At 71.8% G+C, this 16,652-nt stretch carries 16 protein-coding genes; 5 read left to right on the top strand and 11 right to left on the bottom strand.

The genetic code is table 11. The features are described 5' to 3' along the window. Positions 1 to 174: 174 nt before the first annotated feature. Both ASF75_RS09190 and ASF75_RS09185 read right to left on the bottom strand, forming a co-directional pair. The gene (locus ASF75_RS09190) at positions 175 to 1,704 is read right to left on the bottom strand and encodes a sensor histidine kinase (RefSeq protein WP_082509581.1); all 1,530 of its coding nucleotides are present in this window, start codon (positions 1,702 to 1,704) and stop codon (positions 175 to 177) included. Beyond that, a complete protein-coding gene (locus ASF75_RS09185; RefSeq protein WP_017888661.1) occupies positions 1,701 to 2,441 on the bottom strand; it encodes a response regulator transcription factor in 741 nt (246 codons plus the stop codon). Before ASF75_RS09185 ends, ASF75_RS09190 begins: the two co-directional genes overlap by 4 nt. 104 nt (positions 2,442 to 2,545) lie before the next feature. Between ASF75_RS09185 and ASF75_RS09180 the strand changes: the two genes are divergently transcribed. Genes ASF75_RS09180 through ASF75_RS09170 form a run of 3 tightly spaced genes read left to right on the top strand, consistent with a single transcriptional unit; the run spans position 2,546 to position 5,639 of the window. Continuing rightward, the gene (locus ASF75_RS09180) at positions 2,546 to 3,580 is read left to right on the top strand and encodes an acyl-CoA dehydrogenase family protein (protein WP_056070689.1); all 1,035 of its coding nucleotides are present in this window, start codon (positions 2,546 to 2,548) and stop codon (positions 3,578 to 3,580) included. Further along, the gene (locus tag ASF75_RS09175) at positions 3,577 to 4,932 is read left to right on the top strand and encodes a bifunctional PIG-L family deacetylase/class I SAM-dependent methyltransferase (protein ID WP_235517596.1); all 1,356 of its coding nucleotides are present in this window, start codon (positions 3,577 to 3,579) and stop codon (positions 4,930 to 4,932) included. The genes ASF75_RS09180 and ASF75_RS09175 overlap by 4 nt, the downstream gene beginning before the upstream one ends. Further along, positions 4,929 to 5,639 carry a glycosyltransferase gene (locus ASF75_RS09170; protein WP_056070683.1) on the top strand — a complete coding sequence of 237 codons (711 nt, stop codon included), beginning with the start codon at positions 4,929 to 4,931 and terminating at the stop codon, positions 5,637 to 5,639. Before ASF75_RS09175 ends, ASF75_RS09170 begins: the two co-directional genes overlap by 4 nt. A gap of 5 nt (positions 5,640 to 5,644) precedes the next feature. Here ASF75_RS09170 and ASF75_RS09165 read toward each other — a convergent pair whose 3' ends face one another. From ASF75_RS09165 to ASF75_RS09140, 6 genes are read right to left on the bottom strand one after another with little or no spacing between them, the layout of a single operon-like run. Then, on the bottom strand, positions 5,645 to 6,523 hold the full coding sequence (locus ASF75_RS09165) for a glycosyltransferase family 2 protein (protein WP_056070680.1): 879 nt from the start codon (positions 6,521 to 6,523) through the stop codon (positions 5,645 to 5,647). Continuing rightward, complete coding sequence (locus tag ASF75_RS09160) at positions 6,520 to 7,113, bottom strand: D-glycero-alpha-D-manno-heptose-1,7-bisphosphate 7-phosphatase (protein ID WP_056070677.1); 594 nt, start codon at positions 7,111 to 7,113, stop codon at positions 6,520 to 6,522. Before ASF75_RS09160 ends, ASF75_RS09165 begins: the two co-directional genes overlap by 4 nt. Then, positions 7,097 to 8,071 (bottom strand): hypothetical protein, encoded by a 975-nt coding sequence (locus ASF75_RS09155; protein ID WP_017888654.1) that lies wholly within the window; start codon positions 8,069 to 8,071, stop codon positions 7,097 to 7,099. Before ASF75_RS09155 ends, ASF75_RS09160 begins: the two co-directional genes overlap by 17 nt. Beyond that, positions 8,068 to 8,703 carry an SIS domain-containing protein gene (locus ASF75_RS09150; RefSeq protein ID WP_017888653.1) on the bottom strand — a complete coding sequence of 212 codons (636 nt, stop codon included), beginning with the start codon at positions 8,701 to 8,703 and terminating at the stop codon, positions 8,068 to 8,070. The genes ASF75_RS09155 and ASF75_RS09150 overlap by 4 nt, the downstream gene beginning before the upstream one ends. A gap of 54 nt (positions 8,704 to 8,757) precedes the next feature. Continuing rightward, entirely contained in the window at positions 8,758 to 9,504 is a 747-nt protein-coding gene (locus ASF75_RS17875) for a sugar phosphate nucleotidyltransferase (protein WP_056070674.1), read from the bottom strand. Positions 9,505 to 9,526: 22 nt separating this feature from the next. Beyond that, positions 9,527 to 10,981 carry an oligosaccharide flippase family protein gene (locus tag ASF75_RS09140; protein WP_056070671.1) on the bottom strand — a complete coding sequence of 485 codons (1,455 nt, stop codon included), beginning with the start codon at positions 10,979 to 10,981 and terminating at the stop codon, positions 9,527 to 9,529. Positions 10,982 to 11,143: 162 nt separating this feature from the next. Here ASF75_RS09140 and ASF75_RS09135 point away from each other — a divergent pair, with 162 nt between their 5' ends. Both ASF75_RS09135 and ASF75_RS09130 read left to right on the top strand, forming a co-directional pair. Next, complete coding sequence (locus tag ASF75_RS09135; RefSeq protein ID WP_056070668.1) at positions 11,144 to 12,703, top strand: ABC transporter permease; 1,560 nt, start codon at positions 11,144 to 11,146, stop codon at positions 12,701 to 12,703. 101 nt (positions 12,704 to 12,804) lie between these two features. Continuing rightward, positions 12,805 to 13,482: an ABC transporter ATP-binding protein gene (locus ASF75_RS09130; protein ID WP_031260507.1), complete on the top strand. Its 678-nt coding sequence runs from the start codon at positions 12,805 to 12,807 to the stop codon at positions 13,480 to 13,482. Between the two features lie 133 nt (positions 13,483 to 13,615). Here ASF75_RS09130 and ASF75_RS09125 read toward each other — a convergent pair whose 3' ends face one another. The 3 genes from ASF75_RS09125 to ASF75_RS09115 form a co-directional block, all read right to left on the bottom strand. Beyond that, positions 13,616 to 14,560, bottom strand: a complete 945-nt coding sequence (locus ASF75_RS09125) for a TolB family protein (RefSeq protein WP_056070664.1) — start codon at positions 14,558 to 14,560, stop codon at positions 13,616 to 13,618. Between the two features lie 131 nt (positions 14,561 to 14,691). Further along, entirely contained in the window at positions 14,692 to 15,531 is an 840-nt protein-coding gene (locus ASF75_RS09120; RefSeq protein WP_017888647.1) for a carbohydrate ABC transporter permease, read from the bottom strand. Then, positions 15,524 to 16,519 (bottom strand): carbohydrate ABC transporter permease, encoded by a 996-nt coding sequence (locus ASF75_RS09115; RefSeq protein WP_017888646.1) that lies wholly within the window; start codon positions 16,517 to 16,519, stop codon positions 15,524 to 15,526. Before ASF75_RS09115 ends, ASF75_RS09120 begins: the two co-directional genes overlap by 8 nt. Between the last annotated feature and the right edge of the window lie 133 nt (positions 16,520 to 16,652).

Here is a 16,652-nt window from a genome sequence, read left to right as displayed (position 1 = left end):
CACCTGCGCGGGATGCCTCACGAGTGAGGACCTTCGGTCACGATGTTCACAAACACGTTGCAAGCAGCACGACATCCGGCGGTCTTTGGCTTCGACAAGAGTAGCAGATGCCGTGGACGAGACCAAACAGCGGTCGGGAGGCGCGGTGCGGGCCCGCCCCGCGCCTCCCCTCCGTCAGTGGGTGCGGTCCACCGCAGCGGGCGTCGCCGACCAGTCGGCGGACCCGGCCCCCTCGGCCGGCTCGGCCGACGACGACGACGACGCGACCGACCCCGCCGCGGCAGCAGCCGCAGCGGGGTCGCGCGGCAGGTGCACCGTGAACACCGTGTCCCCGGGCTCGCTCGTGACCTCGACCCGCCCGCCGTGCGCCTGCACGACCGCGGCGACGATGGCGAGCCCGAGCCCGGTCGACCCGACCGTGCGGGAGCGCGAGCTGTCGGCACGGGCGAACCGCTCGAACAGCTTCGGCAGGAACTCCGGGTCGATGCCCTGGCCGGTGTCGCGCACGGTCAGGTCCACGCCGCCGTCGACCGGGGCGAGCCCGACCGTGATGCGGGTGCCCTCGGGCGTGTGGGTCCGGGCGTTCGTGACGAGGTTGACGATGACCTGGTGCAGGCGTGCGGCGTCCCCCGTGATGGTGACCGGCTCCGGTGGGACGTCGACCTCGATGGGGTGTTCGGGTGAGGCAGCGTGGGCGTCGTTCACGGCGTCGAGCACCAGGCCGGTCAGGTCGACCTCGGCGAACTGGATCTCGCGGCCCTCGTCGAGTCGGGCGAGGAGCAGCAGGTCCTCCACCATCGAGGTCATCCGGATGGACTCGGACTCGATGCGGCTCATCGCGTAGACGACGTCCCTCGGCAGGTCGCCGCCCATGCGCCGGGTGAGCTCGGCGTACCCGCGCACCGAGGCGAGCGGGGTCCGGAGCTCGTGCGAGGCGTCGGCGACGAACTGGCGCACCTTCTGCTCCGAGCGTTCCCGCGCCTGCATCGCACTGCCGATGTGCCCGAGCATCCGGTTGAAGGCGCTGCCGACCCGGCCGACCTCGGTGCGGGGGTCGGTGTCCGGCACACGGACACCGTCGAGGGCGTCACTGCGGTCGAGCGGCATGCGCGCGACGGTCGAGGCGGTCTCGGCGACGCGGTCGAGCGGCCGCAGGGAGCGCCGGACCACGAGGGCGGCGACCAGTGAGGCGGCGAGGAGTGCGAGTCCGGTGACGACCAGCACGACGCCCAGGAGCTTCCAGACGCTCTCGTAGACGGGTGCCATCGGCAGGCCGACCACGAGCACGGCAGGCCCGACGGTCGCCGCGGTCACCCGGTAGCGACCGAGGTCACCGCCGAGGTCGATGGTGTGTGGACGCCCGTCGACGTGCACCCCGCCGAGCGGCGCGACCACCGGCGCCGAGAGACGCTCGATCCCCCCGGCGTTGTCCAGCACGCTCCCGACGATGACGTCCCCGTTGAGGAAGTAGACCGTCAGGGTCCCGGACGCTTGTCCGGACGGGCGGCCGATGTCCAGACCCGGGCCGCTCCCGCCCTGCTGCTCGACGGATCGCTGCGCACGGTTCGTGGCGAACTGCAGCTGCTCGTCGATCGCGGAGCGCTGGATCGAGAACAACGCGATGATGCTCCCCGCCCCGATCACCGCACTCACGGCGACGACGAGGGCGACGATGCTCAGGACGAGCCGACGCCGCAGGGTCACGAGGTCGGCTTGATGACGTACCCGACGCCGCGCACCGTGTGGATCATCGGCGTCTCGCCGGCGTCGATCTTCTTGCGCAGGTAGGAGATGTAGATCTCGACGACCGAGGACTTGCCGCCGAAGTCGTACGACCACACGCGGTCCAGGATCTGCGCCTTCGAGAGCACGCGACGGGGGTTCCGCATCAGGAAGCGAAGGAGTTCGAACTCGGTGGCCGTCAGTTCGATCGGCCGGCCGGCGCGGTGCACCTCGTACGACTCCTCGTCGAGCACCAGGTCACCGACGACGATGCGGGAGTCTCCGGCCTCGGAGATCGAGATCTGCGAGCGGCGGATGAGCCCGCGCAGACGCGCCACGACCTCTTCCAGGGAGAACGGCTTCGTGACGTAGTCGTCACCACCGGCGGTGAGTCCGGTGACACGGTCCTCGACGGAGTCCTTGGCGGTGAGGAACAGCACCGGGGTGTCGTCGTTGTTCTGCCGCAGCCGGCTCAGCACCTGCAGCCCGTCGAGGTCGGGCATCATCACGTCGAGCACCATCGCGTCGGGCTTGAACTCCCGCGCGGTCGTCAGGGCGTCCTGCCCGCCGTTCGCGCTCTTCACGTCCCAGCCCTCGTACCGCAGCGCCATGGACAACAGGTCGGTGAGGCTGGCTTCGTCGTCGACGACCAGGATGCGCAACGGGGTTCCGTCGGCACGTGTGAGGCGCGGGGCTGCTGCGGGCTGGGAGATGGTCACGTCTTCGAGTATCGAGAAGTTCCTATGAGTCGTCTGTGGCCCAGCCCAGTGCGTTCTGTGGATCGAGGACACGTCCACGGCCCGACGCTCCGTACGTTGGGAGCATGTTGCGATCTGCAGCCTGGCCGTCGTCGGCCCGGCACCTGGAAACCGCGCGGATCGAACGGACGACCGGGAGGCCCGGCTCGACACCGACGGACCGCCTGGCGGTCGCGCAGGCGGTCGCCGCCGCCACCCCGCCCCTGTCCGCCGGCACGGCCGGCGGCTTCTTCGGCACGCTCGCCGCGGTCGCCGCAGCGGACGTCGCCACTGCCCGCACCGTCGAACCGCACCTGGACGCCCTCGGGATCCTGGCGCAAGCCGGGGTCGACGCCCCGGACGGTTCCACCTGGGGCGTCTTCGCCGCCGAGGGCCTGGGGCTGCGGCTCGACGCCGCACCACAGGACGACGGCACGGTCCTGCTCCACGGCAGGAAGCCGTGGTGCTCGCTCGCCTCGACGCTCTCGCACGCCCTGGTCACCGCGCACCTGGGTGACGAACGCGTCCTGGTCGCCGTGGACCTGCGACAGCCGGGCGTCACCGTGCACGACGAGGCCTGGGTCGCACGCGGCATGCCCGACGTGCCGAGCGGACCGGTCGACTTCGACGGTGTCCGGGCACGGCCCGTCGGCGCCCCCGGCTGGTACCTGGAGCGTCCGGGCTTCGCGTGGGGCGGCATCGGCGTCGCGGCCTGCTGGTGGGGCGGCGCGGTCGGGCTTGCACGGGTGCTCCGCGACGCCGCGGCCGCGCACCCGGAGTCCGAGCTGCTGCAGGCGGCCCTCGGTGCCACCGTCGCCGACCTCGCCGACGCCGAGGACGCCCTCGCCGACGCCGCTGCCCGGATCGACGGCTCCGACCCGGCCTCCGACGACACCGACTGGCGGCTGCTCGCCCAGACGGTGCGATCGCGGGTGCGCCGGTCGGTCGACGCGGTGCGCGAACGGGTGGTCGCGACGATCGGCCCGGCACCGCTGACCGCCGATGCCGCCGTCGCCGCGCGGGTCGCCGACCTCGAGCTCTACGTCCTGCAGGACCACGGCGCACGCGACCTCGCCCGCATCGGCCGGATGGTGCTCGAGCGCGGCGGTGTCGCGTGGTGAACTTCGACCACCGCGAACCGGGGACCGACCCGGCGGCGTGGACACGGTTCCTCGACGGCGTGGACGCACCGGCGATCGACCTGGCCGACACCGGGTCCGTGCTCGTCGTCGCACCGCACCCCGACGACGAGACCCTCGGTGCCGGTGGCCTGATCGCGGCGGCTGCGCAGGCCGGCACCCCCGTGCACGTGCTGCTCCTCACCCGCGGCGAGCGCTCGCACCCGGACTCCCCCACGACGACCGCGGAGGCGCTCGCCGCCGCACGCGACGCGGAGTTCGTTGCGGCCGTGCGCGTCCTGCACCCCGACGTCACGTCGACCTCGGTCGGGATCCCGGACGGCACGGCCCGCGAACACCGCGACCGCGTGACGGAGGCCGTCGACCAGGCGCTGGCCGCGGCCGCGCACCCGGTGCTCCTCGTCGCACCGTGGCGTGGAGACGGGCACCGTGACCACCGCATCGCCGGCGAGGTCGCCGAGGCCGCCGCGGCGAGCGCCACCGATGTCGACCTGCTCGCGTACCCGATCTGGGCGTGGCACTGGGACGAGCCGGAGCATTCCGTCGCCCCGTGGGACCGCGCTCGAGCGCTGCCGCTGACCGAGGGCCTCGTCGCCCGGAAGCGTGCCGCCCTCGATGCCTACCCGTCGCAGACCCGGCCGCTCTCGCCCGCGGTCGGCGACGAGGCGATCGTCGACGACCGGCACGCCGCACACCACCTGCGGACGACCGAGTGGTTCTTCGTGCCGGAGTCCGCCGCGTCGCGGTCTCGCGAGTCGTTCGACGCGCACTACGACCGGAAGCCCGAGGGGTGGGACTTCGACGGGTCCTGGTACGAGCAGCGCAAGCGGGCCGTGACACTGGCGGCGCTCCCCCGCCCGCGTTTCCGCTCGGCGCTCGAGCTCGGTTGTGCGACCGGTGTCCTGACCGCCGCCCTGGCCGAACGCGCGGACGACGTGCTCGGCACCGACATCTCGGCGGCACCGCTCGAGCGTGCCGCCCGCCGTGCCCCGACCGCGCGGTTCCTGCAGGCGGCCCTGCCGTCCGAGTGGCCGGAGGGCCGCTGGGACCTGGTGGTGATGTCCGAGGTCGGATACTACCTGTCCCCGGCCGACCTCGACGCCACGATCGACCGCGTGCTCGCCTCGCTCGACGACGACGGCGTGCTCGTCGCCTGTCACTGGCGGCACCCCGACGACGAGGCCGTGTCGAGCGGCGACGCGGTGGACGCGCGGCTGACCGAACGCTGGCCGCGTCCCGCCCTGCTCCGGCACGTGGAAGCGGACTTCGTGCTGAGCGTGCTGCCCGGCCCGGCGGTCACCTCGGTGGCCCGGGCCGAGGGGATCATCCGGTGACCGGACCCCACCACCGACCGCGCATCGACGTGGTCGTCCCGGCGCACGACGAGGCCGACCGGATCGCCGCGTGCCTCGGATCGCTCCTGGTGGCGGTCGACCGGCTCGCCACGGAGCGGCCCGGGGTCGACGCGGCGATCATGGTGGTGCTGGACGGTTGCACGGACGACACCGCTGCCGTGGTCGATCGGTACCCGGTCGACGTCCTGACCACGGACCGTGTCGGGGTCGGTCGGGCACGGTCCATCGGGGCGACGCACGCGCTGCGAGCGCACGACGGCGACCCGGTGGCTCGGTGGCTCGCGCACACTGACGCCGATTCGCGCGTGCACGAGCGGTGGCTCGTCCAGCAGTCCGACGCACTGGAATCCGGCGCGCAGGTGCTCGTCGGCGCCGTCGTCCCGGACCCGGACGACCTGGCGCCCGCGGTGATCGACCGGTGGACGCGGGCGCACCCGCCGGGCGCCGCGCTCGGTCACGTGCACGGCGCCAACCTCGGCGTGCTCGCCGCGGCGTACGTCACGCTCGGCGGGTTCGACCCCGTCCCCGAACACGAGGACGCCCGCCTGGTCACCCGGGCCCGAGCACTCGGGTTCCGCGTGGACGCGACCGTCGAGCTGCCGGTGGTGACGAGCGGGCGCTTCGCCGGCAGGACCCCGGGCGGGTACGCCGAACACCTGCGCCAGCAGTACGGCGACGTCGGCTGACCGTCCTAGGTGGAGGTGGGGCGTCGGCCGGTGAACCGCTCCACCCAGCCGGCGACCGTCCCGAGGCGGATCGCCGCAGCACGTCGTCGCCGTCGGCCGAACGGTGCGCCCACGAGCGCCCATCCGGTCGCCAGGAGGTGACGGAGGACCTCGCGGGGACGCCAGGCGGCGCCGTGCGCTCGGTGCTTGTCGACGAGGACACGGTCCCAGCGCGCGTAGTGCCGGTTGTTCCGGAACAGCTCCCGGGTGCCCCGGCGGAGTCGGTACTGCACCGATGCGGACGGTTCGAAGTGGGTCGGGAACCCGAGGTAGGTCGCACGCCATGCCAGGTCGATGTCCTCGGCGGCACCGAGCGACGTGTCGAAGCCCCCGGTGGCCTCGAGGACGGTGCGCCGCATGCCGAGGTTGGCTGCGGACGTGTGCGGGAGGTGCCCGAACCGCACGATCGGCCACGCCTGCTCGGGCCCTTCCCACATCCACGGCTCGTTGAGCGCGTCGTGCAGCAGCGGACCTGTGCAGACACCGGCATCGGCCAGCCCGCGCACCATCCCCGCGATCCAGGTGTCCGCGACGACGTCGTCAGCGTCGCAGAACAGCACGATGTCGGAGCGGAGTGCCCGCCAACCGGCGTTCCGCGCCGGGGCAGCGCCTCGGATCGCGGACGAGTCGATGGAGCGGACCGTCCAGCCGCGCGGCCACTCCTCTGCAGCGATCCGCGCATCGACCAGGTGACGGGGTTCACCGTTACAACTGACCACGATCTCGACGGGTCCGGTCCACGTCTGCCGGGCGAGCGCTGCGAACTGGGGGCCGAGCTCGACAGTGGTGCGCTGTCCGACCGGGATGACCACGCCGACCGTGGGCTGGGGTGCGACGCCGCTCATCGTGCGGGTTCCCGTCGTCCGGCCGTCGCGCCGATCATCGTGGCCGCCGTGGTGATCCCGGCGGCGGGGGTCACCCCCGTGGCGTGGAGGTCGCCGACGAGGACACCGCCGGCGAGCCCGGCGGTCCGACCACAGGCGAGGTCGGACGGACGGTCACCGACGATCCAGGACCCGGCGAGCCGGATGCCGAACGTCGCTGCCGCCGCGAGGACCATGCCGGGTCCGGGCTTCCGCCACGGGTCCGGGTCACCGGGCAGTCGAGCACTCCCGACGATCACGTCGACGTCCGCGCCGTGGGACTGCATGGCTCGGCGGATGCGCCCGTTCACGGTGTCGAAGCCGGACCAGTCGTACCAGCCCCGGGCGATGCCGCTCTGGTTCGTCACGACGACCACCGGGACGCCGTCGTGCCAGGCCGCAGCAGCCGATTCGATGGCGTCGGGGACGAGCTCGGTGCGGTCGAGCGACCCGACGTGTCCGTGGTCGACGATGAGCACACCGTCCCGGTCGAGGAACAGTGCATCGACGCCGTCGAGCGGCCGTTCGGAGAGCCGTTCCAACGACCGGTGGCGGTCACGCGACGCGGACACGGGTCCCGGTCTCCGAGAAGGCGAACGGGACGACGCGTTCGGGGCCGAGGGCCCGGACGAACGCAGCACGCTCGGACGGGGGCACGACGAACAGCATGTGCCCGCCTCCGCCGGCACCGAGCAGTTTCCCGCCGGTGGCCCCGAGCGTGCGTCCGTGCTCGTACAGCTCGACGACGGGGCTCGCCGTCGTTCCGAGCACCGCGGCCTTGAGCGTCCATGCCTCGTGCAGGGCCGGGCCGAACGAGTCGGTGCGACCGGCGGCGAGCTCGTCGCCCATCACCCGGGCGAGCTCCACCATCCGTGTCACGCGGTCCCGCGCTCCGCCCGGCCGCGACATCGTGCGGGACTGGCGGCCGAGTTGCTGTCCGGCGTCCCGCCCGATCAGGGTGTCGACCAGCACGAGCGACGATTCGAGGTCCTGCCTGGCACGCTCCGGCATGTCGATGGGCGTCGCGACCGTCGAGCCGTCGGTGCCGAAGTCGTAGCGACGGAGTCCCCCGTGGGCGGACGCGGTCTGGTCCTGCAGGCCCACCGGACGCGCGCAGCGGATCATCTCGATCTCACTGGCCGTGGCGGCGAGCGCGCTCGGCTCGAGGTCGGCACCGCGGAGTGCCGCCAACGCCGCCACCAGGCTGGTGACGACCGCGCCGGAGGTGCCGAGGCCGGTCCCGGAGCTCCGGACGTCGGAGTGGATCGAGACGTCGACCGGGACCGCCGGGGTGTCGTGCAGCAGGGCTTCGCGCACGAAGTCGTGCTCGATGGCTGCCGGGGAGTCCGCCGTCTGCACGCCGTCGGTCACGACGCGGATCCCACCACGTGCACGGGGGCGGACGACGGTCTCGACGGCCAGGTCGATCGTGGTGCTGACCACGCACCCGGGCTGCTCGGAGAAGTACGCGGGGAGGTCGCTGCCCCCACCGAAGAAGGAGACGCGGAGCGGGGAGCGGGCGATGATCACGAGCGGGCGACCTGGACGCCGGCGACGAAGGCACGGGTGAGCGCGTGGTGGTACGCGACGTGGAAGTCCTCGATGACGTCGATGTCACACGACGGCACCACGGCGGCGACGTCGACGAGGTCGAGGATCGGCGGGAGTCCCTGCATCGCCCCGGTGAAGGCGAGCGTGACGGCGCCGCGGTCGCGGGCGAAGTCGAGCGCGCGCAGCACGTTGGCGGATCCCCCGGAGGCGCTGAGCCCGAACACGACGTCCCCGGTGCGCATGAGGACCCGCAGCTGCTCGAGGAAGACGTCGTCGTAGTCGAAGTCGTTGCCGACGGCGGTCATCATTGCGGCGTTGTCGGTCAGGGCGAGGATCCGCAGCCGCTCGGCGACCGGAGCGAGCGGGTCGGCCTGCCGGGACGGAGCCAGGCTCTTCGCGAGGTCGGCCGCCATGTGGCTCGCCAACGCCGCGCAGGCCCCGTTGCCGAAGACGAAGACCGAGCGTCCGTCGCGGTGGGCGTCGACGAGCACGGCCGCGATGCGCGCGATCTCGTCGACGGGGAACCGACGGGCGAACCGGTCGACCTGGACGGAGTACGCCTCGACGATCTGCGCGGCGGCCCGCAGGTCAGGGGCTGTGGTGGTGAGCATGGCTGTCCTTCGTTCGGTGTCGACGACCAGCATACCCATTACACATGCGAAATATCAACGGTGGAGGGCAACCGCTGCGGCGAACGCGGTCGTGTAGCCGTCGATCGACCCGGTCTCGTGCCAGTCGCCGTGGATCCGTGCGGCCTGCACGCCCCCGTCGAGTGCGAGCGCGCCGAGCGCAGCACTGAGGTAGAGCTCCCCGTCGGCCGCGGGGGCCACGGCGCGCAGCGCTCCGAGCACCGCTGGCGTGACCACGTACCCACCGACCGAAGCGAGCCCGTCGACGGGCGGGTCGACCGGCTTCTCGACGAGTTCGACGACCCTCCCGCTGGCGTCCACACGAGCGACACCGCAGCGTCGGAGCGCCGCACGCGGAGCACGCACGACGGCGATGACGGGCAGTCCGGTCCTGCGGTGACGGTCGAGCACGACGGCGCTGCGGTTCTCACCGAAGACGACCTCGTCACCCCAGAGCACGAGGAAGGACTCATCGCGCACGCGGGTCGCAGCCGACAGGATCGCTCCCCCGTTGCCCGGCCCGGCAGTCTGGAGACAGGTCTCCAACTCGACACCCCGGGCTCGGGCGTCCGGCCGGAGGACGTCCGTGACGTAGTCGTTCAAGGCCGTCTTGTCCGGCCGGGTGACGAGGACGATGCGCTCGATCCCGGCGCCGATCAGTTCGTCGACCACGATGTCCAGCGTCGGCCGGTCGCCGAGTGGCAGCAGCTCCTTCGGGATCGCTTGCGTCAGGCGACCGAGTCGGGTGCCGCGACCGGCGGCGGGGATGACAGCCGTCCGCACGGGTGGGACCGGGGGGACGGGATCAGGGAACCGGGCCACGGGCGAGCGCCTTCCTGGGACGGGGACGGGGAGGTCGTCGGCGCCGACGGGGCAGGGCCGATCGGACGTCGGGGAACACGAGGGCGACGAGCAGTGCCGCCAGTGCTGCCAGGATGCCCGGCACGAGCACGGAGCCGATCGGATCAGCACCGAACCCGCTTCGGACCACGGCCGACACGAGGACCGCGGCGCTCGTGGCCGCGGCCGCGGGGAGGACCGGGAGTCCGAGGTCGCGCAACCGCAGACCGGATCCCTTCGTCGCCACCAGGAAGGCCGGCACCACGAGCCCGGAGCAGGCCACCGCGTACGCGGCAGCCATGCCCTGCGGCCCCCAGACGGTGCCGACGACGAGGGCGCCGACGAGGACCGGCTGGGTGACCAGCGCCCAACGGACCTGTCGCCCGGCGCGGCCACTGGCGATGAAGTACCAGACGGCCGCGAACCCGAGCGCCTGCGCCCCGCCCGCGACGACGAGGAACGGCAGGAGTGCCGCGGAGCCGAGCCAGTCGTCACCGAACAGCAGGTGGACGATCGGGCCGGCGAGCACCCCGAGCACGGCGAGGACCGGCCACGCCAGGAGCGTCACCGTGCCGACGAGTCGCCGGAACCGCTCACGGAGCACCACGGCGTCGACGCCCGCCATCGCCGGGACCGCGATCCGTTGGACAGCCGCCCCGATCTGGTCCAGCGGCAGGGTCATCAGCTGCACGGCCTGGACCCACAAGCCGGACGCCGCCGGGCCGAAGAGCGCCGCCACCAGCACGCGGTCCCCTGCCCTGGCGACGAGCGAGACCAGCTGGACCAAGGACACGTCCCGCGCGAGCGCGGCCATGGTGCGGACCGAACGCCACGGTGCTGCCGTGCCGCGGGGCACGCGGCGCAGGACGACGACGCCGACCGTGATCACGATCCACAGGGCCACCACCTGCGCCACCATCGCGACGGATCCGGCGCCGACGAGCGCGAGACCGATCGACAGGGTGGAACCGAGCACCACGGCGATCGACTCGACGAGTGCGACCCGTCCCATCTCGTGCTGGCGCACCATCGAGGCGATCGGGACGGCGACGAGGCCGGCGAGCGGGAAGGCCACTGCGATCGCCAGGAGCAGCCCGCCGGACGGCGACGACGGCAGCGCCCGGAGGACGAGGAGACCGGCGGCGGCGACGAGGGCCCCCAGCAGGATCCCAGTCAGGGAGCTCGCCCGGTGGAGCGCGACGTGGACGTCCGCCGGGAGCGCACCCGAACGCAGGACGACCGCAGCGAACCCGCTGTTGCGGACCAGCTCGAGGACGACACCGAGCGCGAGCACCGCCGCGGCGACCCCGTAGGCGTCCGGCCCCAAGACGCGTGCCACGACGACGTTCGAGACGATCTGCACGGAGGCCCGGAAAGCGGTCGCGGCGATGCTGAACACCCCACTCCGCACGATCGCCACGCATCCAGAATATCACGTGTCATCCTTTGCCGGGGGTCGCTTACGCGGTTCATCGGAAGCAGCAGTGACCGCCACAACCACGCTGCCTAGGTTCTCCTCCGTCGGCCCCGCCGCGTGCTCTGCGCGGCCGGTGACCCCAGCCGGCCACCACCGAGGAGAACCATGTTCCTGACCTACCTCAGGCGCGAACTCACGAACCGCAAGAAGCAGACGGTCATCATCGCGATCGGGATGGCCCTGGCCATCGCCCTCGTGGTGATCGTGTCGTCGATCTCGGGTGGCGTGCAGGCCGCGCAGTCGAGCGTCCTGCAGTCCGTCTACGGCGTCGGCACCGACATCACCGTCACCAAGACCGCGACGGCGTCGACGAACGGCGGGCGTCCGAGCTTCGACTTCGGCAGCCGGGGCGACAGCGACGACGACAGCGGTTCGACCGACCTGTCGCAGTCGCGGCTCGCGGTCGCGCGCGGCACGAGCACCCTGGACGCCGCGAACCTGTCGACGATCACGAGCACCGACGGCGTCAAGGCCGCGACGGGTGTCCTGACCCTCGAGAACAGCACGTTCTCCGGCCAGGTCCAGCAGCAGTCGACCGACGACAGCAGCACGGGCGGCAGCAGCGACTCCAGCAGCGACAGCACGACCCAGCAGGGCCCACCGAGCGGGGACACCGGCGGTGGCGGCGGGTTCGGCGGTGGGTCGTTCAGCGTCGACTCGTTCACGGTGACCGGCATCCCGGTGTCCGGCGCGACGGTCGGTCCGCTCACGAGCACCGAGCTCACGAAGGGACGCACCTTCGCCGCGAAGGACGCGGGCAAGGACGTCGTCGTGCTCGACGCGTCGTACGCGAAGAGCGAGTCGAAGGCGGTCGGCGACTCCGTCGACATCGGCGGCACCGACTTCACCGTCATCGGCATCGTCAGCTCCACCGGCTCGGCCTCGACCACGGGCTCGAACACCTACATCCCGCTCGACAGCGCGCAGGCGCTGGCCGACCTCGACGGCAAGGTCACCTCCATCTCCGTCTCCGCCGAGTCGTCCTCCGACGTCAGCACCATCAAGTCCGCGCTGCAGGCGAAGCTGACGAGCGCCACCGTCTCCACCGAGGCCGACCTGGCCTCGAGCGTGTCCGGGTCGCTCAGCACCGCGTCGAGCCTGGTCTCGAACCTCGGCACGTGGCTGTCGATCGTGGTGCTCGCCGCGGCGTTCCTCATCGCGATCCTCTTCACGATCTCCGGCGTGACCCGCCGCACCCGCGAGTTCGGGACCCTCAAGGCGATCGGCTGGTCGAACGGCCGCATCACCCGACAGGTGGCCGGCGAGTCCCTGGTGCAGGGCCTGATCGGCGGCGTGCTCGGCGCCACGGCCGGCCTGATCGGCATCCTCGTCGTGAACGTCATCAGTCCGACGATCTCGGCGAGCGCCTCGAGCACGACCGGGGGCGGCGCCGGCGCCGGCGCCGGTGGCGGTGGTGGCATGCCCGGCGGCGCAGCGACCGCGGCTGCAGGCAGCGGCACGACGGGCGGTGCACCGGCCGGGGGCTTCGGCGGCGGCGCGAGCACCGCGTCGACGACCGACGTGGTCCTGCACGCCCCGGTGACCGTCGAGATCATCCTGCTGGCGATCGGCCTCGCGATCCTCGGCGGCCTCACCGCCGGCGCGCTCGGCGGCTGGCGTGCGAGCCGGCTCCGTCCGGCCGAGGCGCTCCGGAGCGTGGCCTGATGCCCGGCCGCACCGACACGACCGAACCGACGACAGGAGCAACCGTGACCAGCACCGACACCGCGACCGGCGAGGCGGAGGCGAGCCGTGCCTCCAGTCCGATGTACCGGCTGACGAACGTCAGCAAGACCTACCAGCAGAAGAACCGGACCGTCACCGCCCTGACGAACGTCCACCTGACGATCCCGCAGGGGCAGCTCGTGGCCGTCCAGGGGCCGACCGGCGGCGGGAAGTCGACGCTGCTGCAGATGCTCGGAGCGCTCGACCGGCCGAGTGCCGGGTCGATCCACCTCGGTGGCGACCGCGACGTGGCGAAGCTCGGCGACGGCGCGCTGACCGACCTGCGCGCGACCGAGATCGGCTTCGTGTTCCAGAGCTTCAACCTGATACCGACGCTGACGGCGCTCGAGAACGTCGAGACGGCGTTCGCGGGGTCGCTCGCGAACCGGTCCCGGACCGAGGTCCGCGAGCGTGCGGTGGCTGCCCTCCGCGAGGTCGGGCTGGGTGAGCGGATGGAGCACCTGCCGGCCGAGCTCTCCGGCGGACAGCAGCAGCGGGTGGCGATCGCCCGGGCGCTGGTGAAGAACCCGAGCGTGCTGCTCGCCGACGAGCCGACGGGTGCGCTCGACGAGTCGACCCGCGACGAGATCATGGCGCTCATCGAGAAGCAGTGGCGGGAGCGCGGGCTGACCGTCGTCATCGTCACGCACGACTCGTGGGTTGCGAAGCGGGCCGAGCGGCGCCTGCACATCAAGCAGGGGCAGGTGTGCGAGGTCTAGCGGGGCAGGCGGGTGCGCGGGCAGGCGCGGGGCGTCCGTCCGCGTTCCGCGCTGAGCGACAGTCCACGCCTCCAGGAGCGCGTGGGCTGTCGCTCAGCGCGTGAGGACGCCGCCGATCCCCCCGGCGCTCCCGCTACCGCGCCACCGGGTAGTCGCAGTACGCGAACCACGTCGAGTCCGGCGCCCACGGCGGCACGTTGACCGTCCCCTGCCCGCCGTCGAGCGCCACCAGGGTCTCCGGCTGCACGGCGATCCGGGCGCCGCGGACGAGCGAGCCGGGCAGCAGCCGGAGCTCGACGCGGTGGTCGGCCGGGTGGCCCTGCACGCCGGGCTCGTACGACAGGGACAGCAGGTGTGCGCCGTCGGGCGACAGGTGCGGGAACCAGTTCACCCGCTCGTCGTTCGTGATCCGCACGGGGTCGTCGGCGCCGGGCCGGAGTGACGCGAGCTGCGCGGTCCCCGGTGTGAAGCGCTCGGTGTTCCAGAGCAGCGTGCCGTCGGCGGTGATCGTGCAGCCGTCGTCGGGGTGCTCGTCCCGCGTGACGAACGTCGGCTCACCGGTCGCGGGGTCGACCATCGCGACGTCGGTCGTCCAGACGCCGTCCTCGGACAGCTCCCCCACGATCGCGGCGAGCGCGCTGCCGTCCGGGGCGATGCCGTGCAGGTAGAACTTCCGCTTGGTCGGCAGGGCCGCAGCGACGTCGGTGATCCGGGTCGCGGGGCCGCCGTCCGGCAACGGGACCCGGTACAGCTCGCCGTCGCGGGCGCTCACCACGATCGAGGTGCCGGACGGGTCGAGCACGTGGTCGTTGTTGATCTCGTCGACGCCGTCCATCGGCACCGGCACGAGCGCGGTCTCGTCGAGCACGGTGCCGCTGTCGGCCGACGGCAACCGCAGCAGCCAGAGGTCGCCGTCGCCGTTCAGCACCAGGGTGTCGGCGTCCAGGACGTTCGGCGCCTCGACGAGCACCGTTGCCGACTCGAACACGAGCCGCGCGGTCCGTGACCCGACGTCGTACACGTGCACGCGGCTGGTCTGTCCGGGCAGCAGCTGCCGCCCCCGGGTCTCGTCGCTCATGCTTCCATCCTGTCGGTCGTCGGGTGGTCGGGGTCGGTGGGGAACGGCAGAACACCGGTGTTCACGCTGCGCACCGCGTGATGCGGGGGTGTCGAGCGTGAACACCGGTGTCTTGCGGAAAGGGGCTCCGCCTACTTCACGGCGCCCGCGGTCAGGCCGGCCACGAACTGGCGCTGGACCACGAGGAACGCGGCCACGACCGGGATCGACACGACGAGCGACGCCGCCATGACCTGGTTCCAGTACACGTTCGTCTGCGTCGAGTACTGCTGCAGACCGACCGCCAGGGTCGAACCGAGCCCGTTCGTCATGACCGAGGCGAAGAGGACCTCACCCCAGGCCGTCATGAACGAGTAGATCCCGACCGCCACCAGACCCGGACGGGCCGACGGCAGGATGACCCGGAACAGGGCACCCATCGGACCCGAACCGTCGACCATCGCGGCCTCGTCGAGCTCGCGCGGGATGGTCTCGAAGTACCCGGCGAGCATCCAGATCGAGAACGGGAGCGTGAACGTCAGGTACGTGATGATCAGCCCGAGCCACGACCCGACGAGCTGGATCCCCAGGGTGTTGCCGAGGTTCGTGAAGATCAGGAACAGCGGCAGCAGGAACAGCACGCCGGGGAACATCTGGGTGGAGAGCACCGCGGTGGTGAAGGTGCTCTTGCCCTTGAAGTTCCAGCGCGAGACACCGTAGGCGGCGAACGTCGCGATGATCAGCGAGAACACCGTCGCCACCGTGCACACGACGAGCGAGTTGATGAAGTACCGGCCGAGCGGCACCGTCGACCACATGTCGATGAACGGCTGGAAGGTGATCCGCGACGGGATCCACGTGAAGTTGTCCTGCACGTCGCCGAGGGGCTTGATGGCCGTGGTGATCATCACGTAGAGCGGCACGACCGTGAACAGCGTCAGGACGACCAGGGTGATGATCTTGAAGGACTTGGCGCCAGTTGTCTCACGCACGGACGGACCTCCGGTTGGTCACGGCGAGGTAGATGCCGGTGACGACGAGCAGGAAGAGCAGGAGCAGGACGCTCATCGCGGCGCCGGAACCGAAGTTCCAGGTGATGAACGACGCGTTGTAGATGTGGAAGCTCAGCAGGTCCGCGGCCGGTGGCTGCGCGGTCGAGCCGAACAGCACGAACGGGGTGTTGAAGTCGTTGAACGTCCACAGGAACATCACGAGCACGAGCGTCACGTTGACCGGACGGACCATCGGCAGCGTGATCGAGCGCCACTGCCGGAACGGCTTCGCGCCGTCGACCGAGGCGGCCTCGTACACGTCGTTCGGCACGGACTGCAGGCCGGCCATCAGCATCAGGAACGCGAACGGCCAGGTCTTCCAGATGGCCACGACGACGACCGCGACGAAGGCGTTGTTGCCGATGAGCCAGAACGGGGCGTTGCCACCGAACAGTCCGAGCTGGTCGACCAGCAGGTGGTTCAGTGCCCCCGAGTCCCGCTGGAACATGAACTTCCAGGTGATGACGCCGGCGTACATCGGCAGCGCGTAGGGCACGAGGAACAGGGTGCGGAAGAGCCCGCGTCCGGCGAACGGCTTCTGCAGCGCGACCGCTGCGGCCATGCCGAAGGTCCAGGAGAGCCCGACCACGAGGACCGTGAAGGCGCACGTGATGAGGAACGAGTTGAGGACCCCGCGGCCGATCGCCTGGTCGAAGTCGACGACCACCTGGTAGTTCCGGAACCCGGCGAAGGGCGCGGCGCCCCAGTTCGCGATGAAGTACTTGGTGAGCTGGATGAACGAGATCCAGATGCCGGTGAGCATCGGGACGATGTGGATGAGCAGCTCGAACAGGATGGCCGGCGCGACGAGCGCGTAGGGCAGCCAGTGGGTCTTGCGCTTGCGACCTGGCGGACGGCCCGACATCGTCGGGGCCTTCGTGTGCGTCAGGTCGATGCGCTCCGAGTCGGGCAGGACCGTCGTGGACATCTGGTGGGGCCTTTCGGCAGGAGGGGCGTGCAGGTGCGGTCCGCGCGTGCCGTGGCAGCCGGGAGGCGCGGGGTGCGTGGGGCGTGTGCCTCACGGCCGACGGGTGGTCGGCTCTGGAGCGTCAGGGGCTGGA

It is taken from the genome of Curtobacterium sp. Leaf154 (genome assembly GCF_001424595.1).
In the GTDB taxonomy this organism is placed as follows: domain Bacteria; phylum Actinomycetota; class Actinomycetes; order Actinomycetales; family Microbacteriaceae; genus Curtobacterium; species Curtobacterium poinsettiae.
This window is presented reverse-complemented; position numbering and strand designations above follow the sequence as displayed.